This is a genomic window from Pseudomonas sp. GV047 (genome assembly GCF_003058245.1).
Classification (GTDB): domain Bacteria; phylum Pseudomonadota; class Gammaproteobacteria; order Pseudomonadales; family Pseudomonadaceae; genus Aquipseudomonas; species Aquipseudomonas marginalis.
Window position 1 is genome coordinate 43,785 of the sequence record NZ_QCWA01000001.1, and the last position, 19,629, is coordinate 63,413.

Consider the following 19,629-nt stretch of genomic DNA (forward strand, 5'->3'; position numbering starts at 1 on the left):
GGGGCAAGCCCCCTCCCACATTTTGATCTCTGTTCACATTGGATCAGGGGGATTCGAGGATCAGGCGCCAGGCAACGCCAGCTGCGGATTGACGAAGTCAAACGCCGCCAACTGAAAGCCTTGCTCATCCGCCTGCAACGCCCAGCCCTGCTTGTCCCAATCCCCCAGCACAATGCGCTTGGCCGCCTGGTCGCCAATCTGCAGTTTATGGATCGCCGGGCGATGCGTGTGGCCGTGGACCAGGGTGCGCACGCCGAACTGCTGCATCACCCGCGGCACTTCCTCGGGCGTGACATCGACAATGTCGTTGGCCTTCATGCGCGTTTGCGCACGGCTTTCACTGCGCAGCTTGCGCGCCAGCCGATGGCGGGTGCGCAACGGCAGGTGACGCAGGATAAACAGCACGATGGGATTACGCAGGATGCGCCGCAGCTTCATGTAGCCAAGGTCGCGGGTGCAGAGGCTGTCGCCGTGCATCAACAGCACGGGTTCGCCTGCGAGCTGCACGACACTCGGGTCCTTGAGCAAGGTGGCGCCTGCCGCTTTGCAGAACGCCTTGCCGAGCAGGAAGTCGCGGTTGCCATGCATGATAAAAATCGGGGTACCGCTGTCGCTCAGCTCGCGCAGAGCCTCGCAGATCGAACGCTGGAAGGGCGTCATCCCATCGTCGCCAATCCAGGCTTCAAAGAAGTCCCCCAGAATGTACAACGCCTGGGCGCCACGGGCGCGGTTGTGGAGCAGATCCAGAAACGCCCGGGTAATGTCCGGGCGCTCCTCTTCCAGATGCAAATCTGAAATCAGTAATATCACTCAACGATCTCGGCTTTCTCGACGATCACGTCTTCGACCGGAACGTCCTGGTGACCGGCCTTGGAGGTGGTCGACACGCCTTTGATCTTGTCGACTACGTCCTGGCCTTCGGTGACTTTACCGAACACGGCGTAGCCCCAGCCCTGTACGTTCTTGCCGCTGTGGTTCAGGAAGGTATTGTCGGCCACGTTGATGAAGAACTGCGCGGAGGCCGAATGCGGCTCCATGGTACGGGCCATGGCGACGGTGTACTTGTCGTTGGAAAGGCCGTTGTCCGCTTCGTTCTGGATGCTTGGGCGCTTGTCTTTCTTTTCTTTCATGCCAGGCTCGAAACCGCCGCCCTGGACCATGAAGTTACCGATGACACGGTGGAAAACCGTGTTTTCGTAGTGGCCGGCCTTAACGTACTCGATGAAGTTGGCGACGGTGATCGGCGCTTTCTCGGCGTTCAGCTCGATGACGATGTCACCGTGGTTGGTGGTCAGTTTGACTTGAGTCATGTTCACTACTCTTTTCAGGGAATTCGTGGGTTTGGACGCCTGGGGCGCCTTACCTGTCTGGCTAAACGGCGGCCAAGGCGCGCAGTTTAGCGTGCCCGGCAGGAATTTCGAGGTGGTTTTTTACCGCCTGGTTAATTAAAGCAGCAGTTTTTGGTCGTGACCTGTCAGTGTCTTGACAGCATCAGCTATGATATCGCCTTTGTTTTATCTGGCCCCAACCGGCCACGAACCTGTCTGTTCAAGGATCCTATGAGCAAGCCCACTGTCGACCCTACCTCGAATTCCAAGGCCGGACCTGCCGTCCCGGTCAACTTCCTGCGCCCGATCATCCAGGCGGACCTGGATTCGGGCAAGCACACGCAGATCGTCACCCGCTTCCCGCCAGAGCCCAACGGCTACCTGCACATCGGTCACGCCAAGTCGATCTGTGTGAACTTCGGCCTGGCCCAGGAGTTCGGTGGCGTCACGCACCTGCGTTTCGACGACACCAACCCGGCCAAGGAAGACCAGGAATACATCGACGCCATCGAAAGCGACATCAAGTGGCTGGGCTTCGAATGGTCCGGTGAAGTGCGCTATGCCTCCAAATACTTCGACCAGCTGTTCGACTGGGCCGTCGAGCTGATCAAGGCCGGCAAGGCCTACGTCGACGACCTGACCCCCGAGCAGGCCAAGGAATACCGTGGCACCCTGACCGAACCGGGCAAGAACAGCCCGTTCCGCGACCGCTCCGTAGAAGAGAACCTCGACTGGTTCGCCCGCATGCGCGCCGGTGAGTTCCCGGACGGCGCCCGCGTGCTGCGCGCCAAGATCGACATGGCCTCGCCGAACATGAACCTGCGCGACCCGATCATGTACCGCATCCGCCACGCCCATCACCACCAGACCGGCGACAAGTGGTGCATCTACCCGAACTACGACTTCACCCACGGCCAGTCGGACGCCATCGAAGGCATCACCCACTCCATCTGCACCCTGGAGTTCGAGAGCCATCGCCCGCTGTACGAATGGTTCCTCGACAGCCTGCCGGTCCCGGCGCACCCGCGTCAGTACGAATTCAGCCGCCTGAACCTCAACTACACCATCACCAGCAAGCGCAAGCTCAAGCAACTGGTGGATGAAAAGCACGTCAATGGCTGGGACGACCCACGCATGTCGACCCTGTCGGGCTTCCGCCGCCGTGGCTACACCCCGGCGTCGATCCGCAACTTCTGCGAGATGGTCGGCACCAACCGCTCAGACGGTGTGGTCGACTACGGCATGCTCGAGTTCAGCATCCGCCAGGACCTCGACGCGAACGCGCCACGGGCCATGTGCGTGCTGCGTCCGTTGAAAGTCGTGATCACCAACTACCCGCAAGACAAGGTCGACCACCTCGAACTGCCGCGTCATCCGCAGAACGAAGCACTCGGCGTGCGCAAGCTGCCGTTCGCCCGTGAAATCTACATCGACCGCGATGACTTCATGGAAGAGCCGCCAAAAGGCTACAAGCGCCTGGAGCCGAACGGCGAAGTGCGCCTGCGCGGCAGCTACGTGATCCGCGCCGACGAAGCGATCAAGGACGCCGAGGGCAACATCGTCGAACTGCGTTGCTCCTATGACCCGGAAACCCTGGGCAAGAACCCTGAAGGCCGCAAGGTCAAGGGCGTGATCCACTGGGTGCCGGCCGCTGCCAGCATCGAGTGCGAAGTGCGCCTGTACGATCGCCTGTTCCGTTCGCCGAATCCTGAAAAGGCCGAAGACAGCGCCAGCTTCCTCGACAACATCAACCCTGACTCCCTGCAAGTGCTCACCGGTTGTCGTGCCGAACCCTCTTTGGGCGACGCACAGCCGGAAGACCGTTTCCAGTTCGAGCGCGAAGGCTACTTCTGCGCGGATATCAAGGACTCGAAACCTGGTCAGCCGGTATTCAACCGTACCGTGACCTTGCGTGATTCGTGGGGCCAGTGATTCTGTCTTAAGGAACTGTCGTGCTAACGATCTACAACACACTCAGCAAGACCAAAGAAGTCTTCAAGCCGCTGGATGGCAACAAGGTGCGCATGTACGTGTGCGGCATGACCGTGTACGACTACTGCCACATCGGCCACGGCCGCAGCATGGTTGCCTTCGACCTGGTGACCCGCTGGTTGCGTTTCAGCGGCTATGACTTGACCTATGTGCGCAACATCACCGACATCGACGACAAGATCATCAACCGCGCCAACGAGAACGGCGAGTCGTTCGACGCGCTGACCGAGCGCATGATCGCCGCCATGCACGAGGACGAGGCGCGCCTCAACATCCTCAAGCCGGACATGGAACCGCGTGCCACGGACCACATCCCCGGCATGCACGCCATGATCCAGACCTTGATCGACAAGGGTTACGCCTACGCTCCTGGCAACGGTGACGTGTACTACCGCGTCGCCAAGTTCATGGGCTACGGCAAGCTGTCGCGCAAGAAAATCGAAGACCTGCGCATCGGCGCGCGCATCGAAGTCGACGAAGCCAAGCAGGATCCGCTCGACTTCGTGCTGTGGAAAGGCACCAAGCCCGGCGAGCCGAGCTGGGAATCGCCATGGGGCGCCGGGCGTCCGGGCTGGCACATCGAATGCTCGGTGATGTCCACCTGCTGCCTGGGCGAGACCTTCGACATTCATGGCGGCGGCAGCGACCTCGAGTTCCCGCACCACGAAAACGAAATCGCCCAGAGCGAAGCCGCCACCGGCAAGACCTACGCCAACGCCTGGATGCACTGCGGCATGATCCGCATCAATGGCGAGAAGATGTCCAAGTCCTTGAACAACTTCTTTACCATCCGCGACGTGCTGGAAAAGTACCACCCGGAAGTGGTGCGTTACCTGCTGGTGTCCAGCCACTACCGCAGCGCCATCAACTATTCGGAAGACAACCTCAAGGACGCCAAGGGCGCCCTGGAGCGGTTCTACCACGCGTTGAAAGGCCTGCCATCCGTGGCGCCGGCCGGCGGCGAAGCGTTCGTGGCACGCTTCACCGAAGTGATGAACGACGACTTCGGCACACCGGAAGCCTGCGCCGTGCTGTTCGAGATGGTGCGCGAGATCAACCGTTTGCGTGAGAGTGATCTCGACGCAGCGGCAGGTCTGGCGGCGCGCTTGAAAGAGCTGGCGAGCGTCCTGGGCGTGCTGCAGATGGAAGCCGATGACTTCCTGCAAGCCGGCGCCGAAGGCCGTGTGGATGCGGCTGAGGTGGATGCGTTGATCCAGGCGCGCTTGGCTGCTCGCACCAACAAGGACTGGGCGGAGTCCGACCGTATCCGTGACCAACTGACCGCGATGGGTGTGGTGTTGGAAGACGGGAAGGGCGGGACTACCTGGCGGTTGGCTGATCAGGCCTGATTGGCAAACGCTGGATGAAAAACGCCCCGACTGGTTCGGGGCGTTTTTTTGCACACTGTTTTAGTGAGCGGCTCACCCGATCCCGTGTGGGAGGGGCGGCGCGACGATTCGACTTGCTCCCGATGGCGGTGGGTCAGCCAACATACCTGTCAACAGTGCCGCCGCCTTCGAAGCCTCGCTAAAGCTCGACATCTCCCACAGGGGATTGGCGGTATCCTTGAGATCTACAGCCGGGCTGCTTTCTACCTGTCAACCGCAATCAAATGTGGGAGGGGGCTTGCTCCCGATAGCGGTGTTTCAGCCAACACCTCTACCAACTGTGCCGCCGCCATCGAAGCCTCGCTAAAGCTCGACATCTCCCACATTTTTAACCGTGTTCGCCTCAGCGCTCAGCGGCGGCTGCTGACCTCGGCCGGTACATCATCACCGGCCATGCGCTTGCGAAACAGCGCCGTCCGGGCCAGCAGCAGCGTGGTCACCGGTACGGTGATCGCCAACAAAATCGGAATCAGCCACCCGTGCAGCACCGGCCCGGACTTGAGCACCGAAAAATAGATAATCGATGCCAGCGCCACACACCAGGCGCCCAATGTCGAGGCCAGCGCCGGCGGGTGCATGCGCTGGAAGAAGTCTTTCATGCGCAGCAAGCCAATCGCGCCGATCAGTGCGAACACGCTGCTCAATACCAGCAGCACCGCGACGACGATTTCCATCCATAACGGCATCATTCAATCACCTCCCCACGCAGCAGGAATTTGGCCAGGGCAAACGAGCCCACGAAGCCGAACAGCGCAATCAGCAGCGCCGCTTCAAAGTAGGTGTCGCTGGCATAGCGAATACCCAGCACCAGCATCATCAGCATCGCCAGAATGTACAGGTAGTCCAGCGCCAGGACCCGGTCCTGGGCCGACGGGCCTTTGAACAGGCGGATCAGGGTCAGCACCATGGCCAGGGAGAACAGGAACAGGCTGAACAGGATCGCATTGGAGAGCAGGGCGCTCATTCGAAGATCTCCATCAGGGGCCGCTCGTAGGTGGTCTTGAAGTGCTCGATAAACGGCGCTTCATCCTCCAGGTCGAATACGTGCAGCAGCAGGATGCTGCGGTCCAGCGCCAGTTCCGACCAGATGGTGCCGGGGACCACGGTGGTGATCATCGACAGGGCGGCGAGGCCATTGGCGTCGCGCAGGTCCAGGGGGATTTTGACGAAGCGCGAACGCGGTGGGCGTGAGCCGCACATCAGCACGCCCCAGGCCACTTGCAGGTTGGAGACGATCACATCGCGGCCGACCAGGAAAAACAGGCGGATGATCACGCCAGGGCGGCGGATGCGGATCGGCAGCGGGCGCAGCGGCGCCATCAGCAGCGGCGCGAGAAAGCCCAGCAGCGCGCCCAGCAGCAGGTTGCCGGGGCTGACGGACAGGTTCAGCACCAGCCACAGCAACCACAACGCGAGGGACAACCATGGGGCAGGCAACAGGCGCTTCATGGTTGAACCTCCAGCGCGGCGGTCTTGGCTTCGGGGCTGGGGACCGGACGCGTGGCCATCACCGCCATCACGTAGTGTTCCGGGTTGTTCAGGCTCTGGGCAGTGGCCTGGGTGTAGCGCATCAGCGGCTCGGCCTTGAAGGTCAGCAGGATGCTCAGGCCCAGCAGGAAGAAGATCGGCACGCACTCATAGCGGCGCAGCAACGGCGACGGGCGCTCTTCCGGGGTCCAGAAGCGCTGGATACCCAGGCGGGCGAAGGCGATCAGCGAGGCAAGGCCCGAGAGGATCAACAGTGCCACCAACCCCCAGGCCGCAGGACGAATGGATTCATCCGCACTGACACCCAGGCCCAACGGGTTAACCAGCGCACTCAACAAACTCAGCTTGCCGATAAACCCGGACAGCGGCGGCATGCCGATGATCAGCAGGGCGCAGGCGACAAAGCTCAAGCCGAGGAAGGCCATGGTCCAGGGAATCACCTGGCCGACCACGGCTTTCTGCTCGTCATCCAGGTTCACGCCAGGACGCGGATGCAGGGATTCCATGGCCTTGGGCAGTGCGTCGATTTCTTCATCCAGCGGCAGGTCGTTGGCCGAGCGCGAACGCTCGATCAATTCGGCCAGCAGGAACAGCGCACTCAACGCCAGGGTGGAGCTGACCAGATAGAACAGCGCCCCGGCGGTCAGGCTTGGCTGGGCGAAACCAACGGCCGACAGCAGGATCCCGGCCGAGACCAGGATGCTCAAGCTGGCCATGCGCTCCAGCCGCTGCGCCGCCACCATCGCCAGCGCCGCGCAGATGATCGTGGCCATGCCGCCGTACACCAGCCAGTCGCCGCCAAACAACGCCGATGCGCCGGCCTGGCCGGAGAACAACAGGGTCCACAGGCGCAGCACGGTGTACACGCCGACCTTGGTCATGATCGCGAACATCGCCGCCACCGGCGCGCTGGCTGAGGAATAGGCGGGGGCCAGCCAGAAGTTCAGCGGCCACATGCCGGCCTTGGCCAGGAATGCGGTGGCGAGGATCGCCGCACCGGCATGCAGCAGGCCGCGATCCGCCTCGGGAACCAGCGGGATTTTCAGTGCCAGGTCAGCGAAATTCAGCGTGCCGGTCACGCCGTAGATCATCGCCGCGCCGATCAGGAACAGCGACGACGCCAGCAGGTTGATCGCGATGTAATGCAGCCCCGACGACACCCGCGCCCGGCCCGAGCCGTGCAGCATCAAGCCGTAGGACGCCGCCAGCAGCACCTCGAAGAACACGAACAGGTTGAACAGGTCCGCCGTGAGGAACGCGCCGTACAGGCCCATCATCTGGATCTGGAACAGCGCATGGAAACTGGTACCGGCACGGTCCCAACGGGCCATGGCGAACAGCAGCGCGCTCACGCCGATGATCCCGGTGAGCACCAGCATCAGCGCCGAGAGCTGGTCGACCACCAGCACGATGCCGAACGGCACCTGCCAGTTGCCCGGCAGGTACACCCCAATCGAGCCGGGGCCGCCTTTTTGCGTCCAGTACAACAGCAGGATCGCGATGCCCAGGCCAATGACGCTGGAGAACAGGTTGATCCTGGCCTTCAGCGGGCGGCGTTTTTCGCCGAGCATCAGCATCAGCGCGGCGGTGAGCAACGGCAGCAGGATGGGGGCGACGATCAGTTGGTTGACCCAATTCATTCCTTGGGCTCCCGGCCGTCCACATGGTCAGTGCCGGTCAGGCCCCGTGACGCCAGCAGCACCACCAGGAACAACGCGGTCATGGCGAAGCTGATCACGATCGCCGTAAGCACCAGGGCCTGGGGCAGGGGATCGGTGTAATTGAGCAGGTCCTGGGGCACGCCGTCCTTGATGATCGGCTCCTTGCCGATAAACAGGCTGCCCATGCTGAAAATGAACAGGTTGACCCCGTACGACAACAGGCACAGGCCCATCACCACCTGGAACGTCCGTGGCCGCAGGATCAACCAGACGCCGGAGGCCGCCAGGACCCCAATGGCAATTGCGATGACTTCTTCCATCAGGCGGCTCCTTCGGTGGCGGCGACTACTTTGGCCTGGTTGCTCGGTTTATGCGCACGCACCGACTGGTGGCCGAGGGCGGTGAGCATCAGCAGCGTCGAGCCGACGACCATGGCGTATACGCCCACATCGAAGAACAACGCGCTGGCAACATGAATATCGCCCAGCAGCGGCAGGCTGAAATGCCAGGTATGGGTGGTGAGGAACGGGTAGCCGACAAACAACGCGCCGATCCCGGTCAGCGTCGCCGAGAACAGGCCGAAGCCCATCCAGCGCATCGGCCGCAGGCTCATCTGCGCCTCGACCCACTGGGTACCGGCAACCATGTACTGCAGGATAAACGCCACCGACATCACCAGGCCGGCGACAAACCCGCCGCCCGGTTGGTTGTGGCCGCGCATGAACAGGTAGAACGACACCACCAGCGCAATCGGCAGCAGCAGGCGCACCAGCACCGCCGGCACCATCATGAAGCCCAGGGCGGTGTCGCTGGCCTGGCGCGGGTTGACCAGGTCGGTGGCCACGTCCGGCGCCAGTTGACGCTGCTGTGGCGGCAGCTCCATGCTTTCCTTGGACGGGCGGAAACGACGCAGCAGGGCGTACACGGTCAGCGCCACGGCGCCGAGCACGGTGATTTCGCCGAGGGTATCGAAGCCCCGGAAGTCCACCAGCATCACGTTCACCACATTGCTGCCACCGCCCTCGGGCAGGGCGCGGCTCAAGTAGAACGAGGAAATATCGTTGGGCGTCTGGCGCGTCAGCATCGCATAGGACAGCAGCGCCATGCCGCCGCCTACCACGGTGGAGAGCAGGAAGTCGCGCAGACGACGGATGCGCGCCTTGCGCAGCGAACTGGGCAGTGGCGAGACTTCTTCGATCCGCCGTGGCAGCCAGCGCAGGCCGAGCAGGATCAGTACGGTGGTGACCACTTCCACCACCAACTGGGTCAGCGCCAGGTCCGGCGCCGAGAACCACACGAAGGTGACGCAGGTCATCAGGCCGCACACGCTGACCATGGTCAGGGCCGCGAGCCGGTGGTACTTGGCTTGCCAGGCGGCGCCCAGGGCACAGGCAATCGCCAGCAGCCACAGGGTGACGAACACGATGGAGCCCGGGATCTTCGGGCGGTCGCCCCAGCTGAGGCCGCTGTTGAGCATCGGGATCATGGCGCCGATCACCGCGACGATCACCAACAGGAACAATTGGGTCTGCAGGCGCTTGGTGCTGATGCGTTTCTCGATCCTGCGCACGCCGCGCATCATCACCACCAGGCTGCGCTCGAAGCCGCGCTTGCCGTTGAAGTAGCTGATGACCGGCGGGTACTTGAAACGCCCGCGCTTCAGTTGTTTGCGTAGCAGCAGGTAGAGCACCACGCCACCGGACATGGCCACCAGGCTCATGATCATCGGTGCATTCCAGCCATGCCAGATCGCCAGGCTGTATTCCGGCAGCACGCCGCCGACCACCGGCAGCGCCGCAGCGGCGAGGATCGAACCGACCACCTGGGCCGGGAAGATGCCCACCAGCAGGCAGGTGAATACCAGCAGCTCAACCGGGGCACGCATCCAGCGCGGGGGTTCGTGAGGCGTGTGGGGCAGATCGGTGGCGGGCGGGCCGAAGAACACATCCACGGTAAAGCGCAGGGCGTAGGCCACGCTGAACGTACCGGCGATGGTCGCGATCAGGGGCAGGGCGATTTCCACCCATTGGGTCGATGAGATAAACACGGTTTCAGCGAAGAACATCTCTTTGGACAGGAAACCGTTGAGCAACGGTACGCCGGCCATGGATGCGCTGGCCACCATCGCCAGGGTCGCGGTAAACGGGATCAGGCGCACCAGGCCACTGAGCTTGCGGATGTCCCGCGTGCCGCTTTCGTGGTCGATGATGCCCGCCGCCATGAACAGCGAGGCCTTGAAGGTGGCGTGGTTGAGGATATGGAACACCGCGGCGACGGCGGCCAGCGGGCTGTTGAGGCCCAGCAGCAGGGTGATCAGCCCGAGGTGGCTGATGGTGGAATAGGCTAAAAGGCCTTTGAGATCATTCTGGAACATGGCGCAGTAAGCGCCGAGGAGGAGGGTCAGGGCGCCGGCACCGCCGACGATCCAGAACCATTCTTCGCTGCCGGACAGCGACGGCCACAGGCGGGCCAGCAGGAACACGCCGGCCTTCACCATCGTCGCCGAGTGCAGATAGGCAGACACCGGGGTCGGTGCAGCCATGGCGTGGGGCAGCCAGAAATGGAACGGAAACTGCGCGCTTTTGCTCAGGGCGCCGATCAGCACCAGGGCGAGCATCACCGGGTACAGCGAATGCGCGCGGATCTGCTCGCCGGCGGCCAGCACCTGGTCCAGGTCATAGCTGCCGACGATATGCCCCAGCAGCATCACGCCCGCCAGCAGGCACAAGCCGCCCGCACCGGTGACCATCAAGGCCATGTACGCACCACGACGCGCATCGGCGCGATGGTGCCAGTAGCCGATCAACAGGAAAGAGAACAGGCTGGTCAGTTCCCAGAAGAACACGATCTGGATCAGGTTGCCGGAAATCACCAGCCCGAGCATGGCGCCCATGAAGGCCAGGAAAAACGCGAAGAAACGCGGCACCGGATCGTCCGGCGACATGTAGTAGCGCGCATACAGCGACACCAGCGCGCCGATGCCGAGCACCAGCATCGAGAACAACCAGGCGAACCCATCCATGCGCAGCACGAAGTTCAGCCCAAGGCTGGGCAACCACATGAATTCTTCGCGGATCACGCCACCGTGGGCGATCTGGGGGTAGAGCAGGGCGACTTGAACGGTTCCGACCAGGGCCACAAGGCCAGCCAGCAGGGATTCGGTGTTACGTGCATTGTGCGGCAGCAAGGCCGCCAGACAGCTGCCGATAAAAGGCAGAAGCAGTAGAACTATCAGGGACATAGGCTTCTAATCTGCGGGAGTTTGGGATGCATCATACGTGCCGCTTTGTCGATCACCAAACGGCAACATGTGGCAGGATCCTACAAAGTAGGTCGAAAACTCCCGTTTGGCATTGTTTCGGACCCTAGCCCTGTTGCTCCTGTTCCCGCTCATCCTGCAACTCGATGGCCTTTTGCCCTTTTGTCTTGATCTCACTCACAATCACCGCCACGACAATCAACGCCGCCCCCAGCATGGCAATCGGCGGGAATCGCTCGCCGGCGATCCGCCCGACTACCCCGGCCCACACCGGCTCACCGGCATAGATCAATGTGGCCCGTGTCGGCGAAACGCTTTGCTGCGCCCAATTCATGGCGACCTGGATCACCGCACTGGTCAGGCCCAGGCCCACGGCGCTGAACAGCAGCAGCCAGGAGAACCCCGGCAGTGCCTCGCCCATCGGCACCACCATCAAAAACGACAGCAGCGACGCCGTCGCCAGTTGCACCACCGTCACCCGGCGTACGTCCACTTGCCCGGCGAACGCACTGATCAAAATGATTTCCGCCGCTATCGCCACGGCACCGATCAGGGTGGCGATTTCCCCGGGGCTGAAATTCAGCGAAGCCCCGGCGGGACCGGTCAACAACATCAACCCGGCAAACGCCAGCATGATGCCGATGCTTGGCATCAACCCCGGGCGCCGGCCCAGCACCAGCCATTGCAGCAGCGGCACGAACGGCACATACAGCGCGGTAATGAACGCCGACTGGCTGCTCAGGATCGTCTGCAGGCCAATGGTCTGCAGGCCGTAGCCGAACATGATCGCTACGCCGATGAACACGCCCGCCTTCAATTCGAACAACGTCAGGTCGCGCAAGGTACGCAAGGAAAAGAACCCGACCACAATCGCCGCCGCCGCAAAGCGCAGGCCCACGAAAAACATCGGCCCGCTGACAGTCATGGCATGCTGCACCAGCAAAAACGTGCCGCCCCAGATCATGGTGATAAACACCAGGATGCACTCGGCTTTGCTGAAACGGTGGAAACGCGAGGGGGAGTTCGGCGTGGTCATGGCGGCTCGGTCTTGCAAGGGAAAGGCACGGACCGCACAATGCGCCGCACGCTGGGCAGTATACTGCGCACACCCACCCATTGAGCAATATAGTGCACAAAGAAAATCCACAACGGGCCTCGGTCCTGCAGCATGTCAGCCAGAACGTTCGTCGCCTGCGCCACGCCGCCGACCTGAGCCAGACTGCGCTCTCGGAAAAGTCCGGGGTCAGCCGGCGCATGCTGGTGGCCATCGAGGCCGGGGAAAAGAACGTCAGCCTGTCCACCCTCGACCGTGTGGCCGAAGCGTTGGATGTGGCGTTCAGCGACCTGATCCAGGCGCCGGATGTGCGCGATCACAGCCGCATCAACGAACTGGCCTGGGCGGGGGAAATCGACGGCAGCAAGGCGGTGTTGCTGGCCAAGGCCACGGCGCGGCGCGAGGTCGAGTTATGGGAGTGGCGTCTTGAACCGGGCGATCGCTATTGCCCGGACCCCGACCTGGAGGGGTGGAGCGAGCAACTGTTCGTCTTCGAGGGCAGCCTGACGTTGGTGATCGGCGAGCAGGAAAACACCATCGGTGCCGGCGAGTTCTTCATGTTCGCCAGCCACCAGCCCCATGCCTATCGCAATGACGGCGACGTCGCCGTGCGCTTTGTGCGCAATGTGGTGATCTAACTGTTTGCCAGCCAACAGTGGATGCACACTTTGCTGGTTTGAAACTGCGGTTGTACGCCTGTTTACGCGGCAACCGGCTGATTTTACTGACGATTAAATTCAGGCACGACTCCTGCAAACACTCCAGTACCCCCTCGGAGCCTGGAGTCGGCCCATGTCTGCCCACCCTCAACAACCTGCCCATATCATCCGCTCGGACGCGGAGGCCATCGAGGTCGCCAAGCGCCTGGCCGAACGCTTTGCCGTCGACGCCAGCGCGCGCGACCGCGAGCGGCGCCTGCCGGTGGCCGAACTGGACGAGTTTTCCGCCAGCGGCCTGTGGGGCATCACCGTTCCCAAGGCCTATGGCGGCGCCGGGGTGTCCTATGTGACGGTGGCCGAGGTGATCAAGTTGATCTCCGCCGCCGACCCGTCATTGGGGCAAATCCCGCAGAACCACCTGGGCGTGGTGGACATCCTGCTGCAAACCGCCACCGAGGAACAAAAACGCCACTACTTTGGCAAAGTCCTGGCGGGTTATCGCTTTGGTAACGCCTTCTCCGAGGCCAAGAGCAAAAACGCCGGCACCTTCGACACGCAGATTCGCTTCCACGGCGACACCGCGCAGATCAACGGCGAAAAGTTCTACTGCACCGGCGCGCTGTTCGCCCATATCGTGCCCACCGTGGGTAATAACGAAAAGGGCCAGGCGTTCATCGGCCTCGTCGAGCGCGATGCGCCAGGCCTGACCGTGATCGACAACTGGGACGGTTTCGGCCAGCGCACCACCGCCAGCGGCGGCGTGACCCTCGACGGCGTGAGCGTGCCCTTGAGCGCGGTGATTCCCGCCCACCTGGCGTTTGACCAGCCCACGGCCGATGGGCCGATTTCGCAAATCATCCAGGCAGCTGTGGACACCGGCATTGCCGTCGGCGCCCTTGAACAGGCAAAAATCTTCGCGCGCCAGGCCCGTCCGTGGATCGACAGCCAGCAGGATCACGGTTGGCAGGACCCGTTCACCATCGCCGCCATCGGCGACCTGGAGTGGCGTGTGCACGGCACCGAAGCGATCCTCGCCAAGGCCGGCCTCGCCGTCGACCGGGCCCTTGCCGAACCGAATGAAGACACCGTCGCCCAGGCCTCGCTGGTGGTCGCCCAGGCCAAGGTCCTGTCGGCCGAAACCGCGTTGCTCGCCAGCAGCAAACTCTTCGAACTGGCCGGTACCCGCTCGGTCACCGCCAAGCACAACCTCGACCGCTTCTGGCGCAATGCGCGGACCCACACCCTGCACGACCCGGCCCGCTGGAAATACCACCTGATCGGCAATTTCGTGCTCAACGGCGTCAAGCCTGCGCGCCACGCCTGGAACTGAGGACCTGACCCATGACCGCCCTGACCCTCGCACGCCAACTGCTGGACAGCACCCGTCGCCACGTCGCAAAAAGCGACGACCCCTACGTGATCAGCCGCTTCGGCGATTGGCAGATTCGCGTGGATGTAGCAGCCGCCTTGCTGGAACGCGCCGAAACCGATCCAAGCCCGGTCGCCGTCACTGAAGCGCAGATCGCCGCCGCCGAAGCCTTGCTCTTTGCCAGCAACACCGAATTCGAACTGACCGGCCAACGCACCGCGCTGCCACCGACCCTGGATGATCCGTTGCGCTGGAAATACCAGGTCGTCGGCAACTACCACCTCAACGGAGTGCTGTGATGTCCCGTGAAATCCGCTTGAACGCCTTTGACATGAACTGTGTCGGCCACCAATCGCCGGGCCTGTGGGCGCATCCGCGCGATCGCTCGTGGCAGTACAAGGACCTTGAATACTGGACCGACCTGGCGAAGATCCTTGAGCGCGGCAAGTTCGACGGCCTGTTTATCGCCGACGTGCTGGGCATCTACGACGTGTACAACGGCAACGGCGACGCGGCGATTCGCCAGGCGACCCAGGTGCCGGTCAACGATCCGTTGTCGCTGATCGCACCCATGGCGCTGGTCACCGAGCACCTGGGTTTTGGCCTCACCGCATCGCTGTCGTTCGAACACCCGTATCCGTTTGCCCGCCGTCTCTCGACCCTCGACCACCTGACCAAGGGCCGCATCGGCTGGAACATCGTCACCTCCTACCTGGAAAGCGGCGCCAAGAACCTTGGCCAGAAAGCCCAGACCGAACACGACGCCCGCTACGACTATGCCGAGGAATACCTGGAGGTCTGCTACAAACTCTGGGAAGGCAGTTGGGAAGAGGGCGCGGTACTGCGCGACCGTGAACGTCGGATCTTCAGCGACCCGAGCAAGATCCACGAGATCCGCCACGTCGGCAAACACTTCCAGGTGCCCGGCATCCACCTGTGCGAACCCTCGCCGCAGCGCACCCCGGTGCTGTACCAGGCCGGTGCCTCCAGCCGTGGCAAGCAGTTTGCGGCCGAGCAGGCTGAATGCGTGTTCGTTGCCGCGCCGTCCAAGGTGCTGCTGAAAAAGACCGTCGCCGACATCCGCCGCCGTGCGGCCGAAGCCGGACGCGACCCGAAGAAAATCCTGATTTTCAACTTGCAGACCGTGATCGTCGACGAGACCGACGCCAAGGCCAAGGCCAAATTCGACGAATACAAATCCTACGCCAGTTATGAAGGCGCGATGGCGCTGATCTCCGGCTGGACCGGGATCGATTTCAGCCAGTTCAAGCCGGATGAACCGCTCAAGCACGTGCACACCAATGCGATTCAATCGGCGGTGGAAGCTTTCTCCACGGCGGATCCGAACAAGGTCTGGACCCCCAGCGAACTGGCCGATTGGGTCGGTATCGGCGGCTTTGGCCCGCTGTTCGTCGGCGGCCCGGAGACCGTGGCGGACCTGTTGCAGGAGTGGGTCGAAGAGACCGACGTGGACGGATTCAACCTCGCCTATGCGCTGACCCATGAAACCTTTGTCGACGCCGTCGAATGGCTGGTACCGGAGTTGCAGAAGCGCGGCGTGTACAAGACCGAATACGCCCAGGGCACGTTGCGCGAGAAGTTGTTTGGCGATGGTGCAAGGTTGGGCGCGAACCACCCTGGCGCGGGCTACCGCAATTTATCTGGGATACAAAAAACCAATGTGGGAGGGGCGGTGCGACGATTCGACTTGCCCCCGATGGCGGTGGCTCAGTCAAAGGTGTTCTAACTGATCCACCGCCATCGGGAGCAAGTACCGCCCCTCCCACAGTTGTCCTGTGTCGATCCAAATAATCAAGCCAGCGGACCACCGCACGCACACCCCCCAATAGGAGCAACCCCCTATGAGCGTGCACGAACCAACGGCCCTCCTGGAACACCTGAGCCACTGGGCGCAACTCACACCGTTGCACATCGCCCTGCGCCACAAGCGCCAGGGCCAGTGGTACGCCTGGCGCTGGATCGACACCTTGCGCGATGTCGAACGCCTGGCCGATGGTTTGCGCCAGCAAGGTTTCGATCAACAGTCACGCTTGGTGCTCAGCGGCGCCTTTGAGCCGAACCTGCTGTTGCTGGCGTTGGCGGCCCATTCCGTCGGTGCACAGGTGCTGACGCTGGCCGATAACCTCGAGCCGCAGGCCTTGGAGCAACAGCTGTGGCGTATTCATCCCAGCCACGCCTACGTTCAAGGTCGCCAGCGCGATTGGACCTTCACCCAGCGGTTGGATTTCGCCCAACTGCTCGGCCCCGTGGACCCGGCGCAACACCTGCAGCGCTGGTGGCAGCCCGCCGGTGAAACCGCGTTGTGGAGCGAGGAGGGCACCCACTGGCAAGGCGGCCTGGCGGTGGTGCTGGAGCAGTGGCTGAGCAGCGGCCACGGCCTGGCCTTCCCGGAAAGCCTGGCCTCGGCGCGACGTGATCGCAGCGAAGTCGCGCCCACCGGCCTGCTGCTGTCGCCCGCCCGTTTGCTGCACCTGGCCGACGAGATCGAAAGCCGCCTGCCACCCCACGGCACCTGGCGTCGACGCCTGTGCGACTGGGCCATTGCCCACCCGCACAGCGGCCTGCGCCGCCTGCTGAAAAACCGTGTGCGCACACTGTTGGGCTTCCAGCGCCTGGCCTATATCTGGCAGCCCCTCAAATCCAATGCCGAGCCGACGTGGCTTGCCGAATTCAAACGGGAACGTGCATGAGCCAAGCCATTCTCCAGGTGCGGGACATCTCGCTGTCGTTCAAGGGCGTCAAGGCGATCAATGGGCTGTCGTTCGAGGTGGCGCGCGGGGAAATCTGCGCGTTGATCGGGCCCAACGGTGCCGGCAAGAGTTCATTGCTCAACGTGCTCAACGGCGTGTATCGCTTCGATGCCGGCGAGATCGTGTTCGAGGCGCAGCATTTCCAGCGTATCGACCCGCTGGGCGCCGCGCGTCGAGGCATTGGCCGTACCTTCCAGAACAACGCCCTGTTCAAGAAAATGAGCGTGCTCGACAACATCCTCACCGGCCTGTCGCGGCATATGCGCACCAGCTTTATCGAACAGGCCCTCGGCTTGCCCCGCGCACGCCGTGAAGCCGAAGCCTTCCGACTGCGGGCCCAGGGCATCCTCGAGTTCCTGGAGCTGCAAGCCTACCGCGATGTGCTGGTGGGCAACCTGTCCTATGGCCTGCAAAAGCGTGTGGAGCTGGGCCGTGCATTGATCGCCGGGCCCAGCCTGTTGCTGCTGGACGAACCCATGGCCGGCATGAACGCCGAGGAAAAACAGGAAATGGCGCGCTTTGTCGCCGACGTGAACCGCGACCTCGGCACCACCGTGGTGTTGATCGAACACGACATGGGCGTGGTCATGGGGCTGTCCGACCATGTGGTGGTGCTCGACTACGGGCGCAAGGTCGGCGACGGCACCCCTGCCGAGGTGCAGGCCAATCCCGAGGTGATCGCGGCCTACCTGGGAGTGACGCACTGATGACGTTCTTCTTCGAAACCCTGCTCGGCGGCCTGTTCGCCGGCACCATGTATTCCCTGGTCGCGATCGGCTTCGTGCTGATCTACAAGGCCAGCGGCGTGTTCAATTTTGCCCAGGGCTCGATGCTGCTGTTTGCCGCGCTGACCTTCGTCAGCCTGCACGACCAGGGCGTGCCGTTTGCCCTGGCGTTGCTGTTGACGGTGATCGTGATGATCGTCGGCGCCTTGCTCATCGAGCGCCTGGTGCTGCGGCCGCTGGTGAACCGCTCGCAGATCACGTTGTTCATGGCGACGCTGGGCCTGTCGTTCATTATCGAAGGCCTGGCCCAGGGCGTGATGGGCTCGCAGGTGCGCGCCCTGGACCTGGGCATCGACGATGTACCGCTGTTCGTCGGGCCGCTGATGCTCAGCCAGTTCGACCTGATCGCTGCGGCCGTGGCCGTGTTGCTGGTGACCGTGCTGGCGCTGCTGTTCAACAAGACCCGTATCGGCGTGTCGCTGCGCGCGGTGGCGGATGACACCACGGCGGCGCTGTCCATCGGCATCAACCTCAACCGCATCTGGCAGATCGTCTGGGCGGTGGCCGGCATCGTCGGGCTGGTGGCGGGGTTGTTGTGGGGCGCGCGCCAGGGCGTGCAGTTTTCGCTGTCGCTGGTGGTGCTCAAGGCCTTGCCGGTGTTGATCATCGGCGGCTTCACCTCGATTGGCGGGGCGATTGTCGGCGGGCTGATTGTCGGCGCTGCGGAGAACCTCGCCGAGGTGTATATCGGCCCGCTGATCGGTGGTGGTATCACGCCGTGGTTCGCCTATGTCCTGGCGTTGTCCTTCCTGTATATCCGTCCCGCCGGTCTGTTCGGCGAGCGCGCCATCGAGCGAGTCTGAAAGCATGTCGATCCCTGTTGCTGAACACACCGCCCCCTTGCTGCTGGTCCAGCGGCGCGTGCCCTGGAGCCTGCTCGGCCTGCTGGCGCTGGCGTTTATCGTGGTGCCGCTGTGGGGCAATGACTATTGGCTCAACGCGATCCTGATCCCGTTCCTGGTGCTGTCCCTGGCCGGGCTGGGCCTGAATTTACTCACCGGCTATACCGGGCAAACCTCGGTGGGCGCAGCCGGCTTCATGGCGGTTGGGGCGTTCGCCACTTATGGGTTTTTACTGCGCCTGCCTGAGCTGGGCCTGCCGGTGGCGCTGCTCGGCGGCGGGATCATCAGCGCCTTGGTCGGGCTGCTGTTTGGCTTGCCCAGCTCGCGGATCAAAGGCTTCTACCTGATGGTCACCACCTTGGCCGCACAGTTTTTCCTGGAGTGGCTGTTCGTCAAATTCCCCTGGTTCTACAACTACGGCTCGTCCGGGACCATTTCGGCGCCGAAGCTGGCGTTGTTCGGCCATGACCTCAACACGCCGCTGGGCCGCTACTGGCTGACCCTGGTCACGGTGCTGTTGTTGACCTGGGCCGCGGTCAACCTGGTGCGCAGCCAGGTGGGTCGCAACTGGATGGCGATCCGCGACATGGACACCGCCGCCGCCGTGGTCGGTATCCCGGTGGTGCGCTACAAGCGCCTGGCGTTTGCGGTCAGTTCGTTCTACCTCGGCATCGCCGGCGCGTTGTGGGCGTTTGCCTACCTGGGCACGGCCAGCGCCAGCAGCTTCGACATCAACCGCTCATTCCAGATCCTGTTCATCATCATTATCGGCGGCATGGGCAGCATTGCCGGCAACTTCGTCGGCGCGGCATTCATCAGTTTGCTGCCGATCTTCCTCAGCCATGCCGGGCAGGCGTTGTTCGGTGGCTCGGTGGACGCGGGGCAGTTGCAAAACCTGCAGAAAATCATTTTTGGCGTGTTGATCATCGTGTTCCTGATCAAGGAGCCCGAGGGCTTGATTCGCCTGTTGTACAACCTCCGTGACCGGCTGCGTCAGTGGCCCCTACGTTTCTGACTGAATAAGAGAGTCCCT

General features: G+C 62.8%; 19 protein-coding genes. 10 read left to right on the forward strand and 9 right to left on the reverse strand.

Features of this window, described 5'->3' with window-relative positions:
* Positions 1-60: 60 nt before the first annotated feature.
* Together lpxH and C8K58_RS00195 are read right to left on the reverse strand one after the other, a co-directional pair.
* Positions 61-810: a UDP-2,3-diacylglucosamine diphosphatase gene (gene lpxH / locus C8K58_RS00190; RefSeq protein WP_027606286.1), complete on the reverse strand. Its 750-nt coding sequence runs from the start codon at positions 808-810 to the stop codon at positions 61-63.
* Positions 807-1,310, reverse strand: coding sequence for a peptidylprolyl isomerase (locus tag C8K58_RS00195; RefSeq protein ID WP_027606287.1), 504 nt, complete (start codon positions 1,308-1,310; stop codon positions 807-809). The genes lpxH and C8K58_RS00195 overlap by 4 nt, the downstream gene beginning before the upstream one ends.
* A 249-nt stretch (positions 1,311-1,559) precedes the next feature.
* Here C8K58_RS00195 and C8K58_RS00200 point away from each other — a divergent pair, with 249 nt between their 5' ends.
* Entirely contained in the window at positions 1,560-3,260 is a 1,701-nt protein-coding gene (locus C8K58_RS00200; protein ID WP_027606288.1) for a glutamine--tRNA ligase/YqeY domain fusion protein, read from the forward strand.
* A gap of 20 nt (positions 3,261-3,280) precedes the next feature.
* Positions 3,281-4,669 (forward strand): cysteine--tRNA ligase, encoded by a 1,389-nt coding sequence (cysS, locus tag C8K58_RS00205; RefSeq protein WP_027606289.1) that lies wholly within the window; start codon positions 3,281-3,283, stop codon positions 4,667-4,669.
* A gap of 389 nt (positions 4,670-5,058) precedes the next feature.
* Here the strand turns inward: cysS and C8K58_RS00210 are convergent, their stop codons facing one another.
* From C8K58_RS00210 to C8K58_RS00240, 7 genes are all read right to left on the reverse strand, one after another.
* Positions 5,059-5,397 carry a Na+/H+ antiporter subunit G gene (locus C8K58_RS00210; protein WP_027606290.1) on the reverse strand — a complete coding sequence of 113 codons (339 nt, stop codon included), beginning with the start codon at positions 5,395-5,397 and terminating at the stop codon, positions 5,059-5,061.
* Complete coding sequence (locus C8K58_RS00215) at positions 5,394-5,672, reverse strand: K+/H+ antiporter subunit F (protein ID WP_005789171.1); 279 nt, start codon at positions 5,670-5,672, stop codon at positions 5,394-5,396. Before C8K58_RS00215 ends, C8K58_RS00210 begins: the two co-directional genes overlap by 4 nt.
* On the reverse strand, positions 5,669-6,157 hold the full coding sequence (locus tag C8K58_RS00220) for a Na+/H+ antiporter subunit E (RefSeq protein WP_108572659.1): 489 nt from the start codon (positions 6,155-6,157) through the stop codon (positions 5,669-5,671). Before C8K58_RS00220 ends, C8K58_RS00215 begins: the two co-directional genes overlap by 4 nt.
* Positions 6,154-7,836 carry a monovalent cation/H+ antiporter subunit D gene (locus tag C8K58_RS00225; protein ID WP_108572661.1) on the reverse strand — a complete coding sequence of 561 codons (1,683 nt, stop codon included), beginning with the start codon at positions 7,834-7,836 and terminating at the stop codon, positions 6,154-6,156. The genes C8K58_RS00220 and C8K58_RS00225 overlap by 4 nt, the downstream gene beginning before the upstream one ends.
* Positions 7,833-8,177, reverse strand: a complete 345-nt coding sequence (locus C8K58_RS00230) for a Na+/H+ antiporter subunit C (protein ID WP_003192163.1) — start codon at positions 8,175-8,177, stop codon at positions 7,833-7,835. Before C8K58_RS00230 ends, C8K58_RS00225 begins: the two co-directional genes overlap by 4 nt.
* Positions 8,177-11,098 carry a monovalent cation/H+ antiporter subunit A gene (locus C8K58_RS00235; RefSeq protein ID WP_027606293.1) on the reverse strand — a complete coding sequence of 974 codons (2,922 nt, stop codon included), beginning with the start codon at positions 11,096-11,098 and terminating at the stop codon, positions 8,177-8,179. The genes C8K58_RS00230 and C8K58_RS00235 overlap by 1 nt, the downstream gene beginning before the upstream one ends.
* Positions 11,099-11,222: 124 nt before the next feature.
* Entirely contained in the window at positions 11,223-12,152 is a 930-nt protein-coding gene (locus C8K58_RS00240; RefSeq protein ID WP_027606294.1) for a DMT family transporter, read from the reverse strand.
* A 92-nt stretch (positions 12,153-12,244) separates the two neighbouring features.
* On the opposite strand from C8K58_RS00240, the gene C8K58_RS00245 reads away from it, so the two are divergent.
* From C8K58_RS00245 to C8K58_RS00280, 8 genes are all read left to right on the forward strand, one after another.
* Positions 12,245-12,808 (forward strand): helix-turn-helix domain-containing protein, encoded by a 564-nt coding sequence (locus tag C8K58_RS00245; RefSeq protein ID WP_108572662.1) that lies wholly within the window; start codon positions 12,245-12,247, stop codon positions 12,806-12,808.
* Positions 12,809-12,962: 154 nt separating this feature from the next.
* A complete protein-coding gene (locus tag C8K58_RS00250) occupies positions 12,963-14,159 on the forward strand; it encodes an SfnB family sulfur acquisition oxidoreductase (protein WP_092357640.1) in 1,197 nt (398 codons plus the stop codon).
* An 11-nt stretch (positions 14,160-14,170) separates the two neighbouring features.
* Positions 14,171-14,497, forward strand: coding sequence for an acyl-CoA dehydrogenase (locus C8K58_RS00255; RefSeq protein ID WP_027606297.1), 327 nt, complete (start codon positions 14,171-14,173; stop codon positions 14,495-14,497).
* A complete protein-coding gene (locus C8K58_RS00260) occupies positions 14,497-15,945 on the forward strand; it encodes an LLM class flavin-dependent oxidoreductase (RefSeq protein ID WP_043293595.1) in 1,449 nt (482 codons plus the stop codon). The genes C8K58_RS00255 and C8K58_RS00260 overlap by 1 nt, the downstream gene beginning before the upstream one ends.
* A 115-nt stretch (positions 15,946-16,060) precedes the next feature.
* Positions 16,061-16,909: an AMP-binding protein gene (locus C8K58_RS00265; protein WP_027606299.1), complete on the forward strand. Its 849-nt coding sequence runs from the start codon at positions 16,061-16,063 to the stop codon at positions 16,907-16,909.
* Positions 16,906-17,676, forward strand: coding sequence for an ABC transporter ATP-binding protein (locus tag C8K58_RS00270; protein ID WP_065940090.1), 771 nt, complete (start codon positions 16,906-16,908; stop codon positions 17,674-17,676). Before C8K58_RS00265 ends, C8K58_RS00270 begins: the two co-directional genes overlap by 4 nt.
* Positions 17,676-18,557, forward strand: coding sequence for a branched-chain amino acid ABC transporter permease (locus tag C8K58_RS00275; RefSeq protein WP_108572664.1), 882 nt, complete (start codon positions 17,676-17,678; stop codon positions 18,555-18,557). Before C8K58_RS00270 ends, C8K58_RS00275 begins: the two co-directional genes overlap by 1 nt.
* A gap of 4 nt (positions 18,558-18,561) precedes the next feature.
* Positions 18,562-19,611, forward strand: coding sequence for a branched-chain amino acid ABC transporter permease (locus tag C8K58_RS00280; RefSeq protein WP_092357634.1), 1,050 nt, complete (start codon positions 18,562-18,564; stop codon positions 19,609-19,611).
* Positions 19,612-19,629: the final 18 nt, after the last annotated feature.

Coding starts and splice junctions, on each gene's coding strand:
- C8K58_RS00195 (WP_027606287.1), bottom strand. CDS start 1,310: ATGACTCAAGTCAAACTGACCACCAACCACGGTGACATCGTCATCGAG.
- C8K58_RS00200 (WP_027606288.1), top strand. CDS start 1,560: ATGAGCAAGCCCACTGTCGACCCTACCTCGAATTCCAAGGCCGGACCT.
- C8K58_RS00210 (WP_027606290.1), bottom strand. CDS start 5,397: ATGATGCCGTTATGGATGGAAATCGTCGTCGCGGTGCTGCTGGTATTG.
- C8K58_RS00215 (WP_005789171.1), bottom strand. CDS start 5,672: ATGAGCGCCCTGCTCTCCAATGCGATCCTGTTCAGCCTGTTCCTGTTC.
- C8K58_RS00220 (WP_108572659.1), bottom strand. CDS start 6,157: ATGAAGCGCCTGTTGCCTGCCCCATGGTTGTCCCTCGCGTTGTGGTTG.
- C8K58_RS00225 (WP_108572661.1), bottom strand. CDS start 7,836: ATGAATTGGGTCAACCAACTGATCGTCGCCCCCATCCTGCTGCCGTTG.
- C8K58_RS00230 (WP_003192163.1), bottom strand. CDS start 8,177: ATGGAAGAAGTCATCGCAATTGCCATTGGGGTCCTGGCGGCCTCCGGC.
- C8K58_RS00235 (WP_027606293.1), bottom strand. CDS start 11,098: ATGTCCCTGATAGTTCTACTGCTTCTGCCTTTTATCGGCAGCTGTCTG.
- C8K58_RS00240 (WP_027606294.1), bottom strand. CDS start 12,152: ATGACCACGCCGAACTCCCCCTCGCGTTTCCACCGTTTCAGCAAAGCC.
- C8K58_RS00250 (WP_092357640.1), top strand. CDS start 12,963: ATGTCTGCCCACCCTCAACAACCTGCCCATATCATCCGCTCGGACGCG.
- C8K58_RS00255 (WP_027606297.1), top strand. CDS start 14,171: ATGACCGCCCTGACCCTCGCACGCCAACTGCTGGACAGCACCCGTCGC.
- C8K58_RS00260 (WP_043293595.1), top strand. CDS start 14,497: ATGTCCCGTGAAATCCGCTTGAACGCCTTTGACATGAACTGTGTCGGC.
- C8K58_RS00265 (WP_027606299.1), top strand. CDS start 16,061: ATGAGCGTGCACGAACCAACGGCCCTCCTGGAACACCTGAGCCACTGG.
- C8K58_RS00270 (WP_065940090.1), top strand. CDS start 16,906: ATGAGCCAAGCCATTCTCCAGGTGCGGGACATCTCGCTGTCGTTCAAG.
- C8K58_RS00275 (WP_108572664.1), top strand. CDS start 17,676: ATGACGTTCTTCTTCGAAACCCTGCTCGGCGGCCTGTTCGCCGGCACC.
- C8K58_RS00280 (WP_092357634.1), top strand. CDS start 18,562: ATGTCGATCCCTGTTGCTGAACACACCGCCCCCTTGCTGCTGGTCCAG.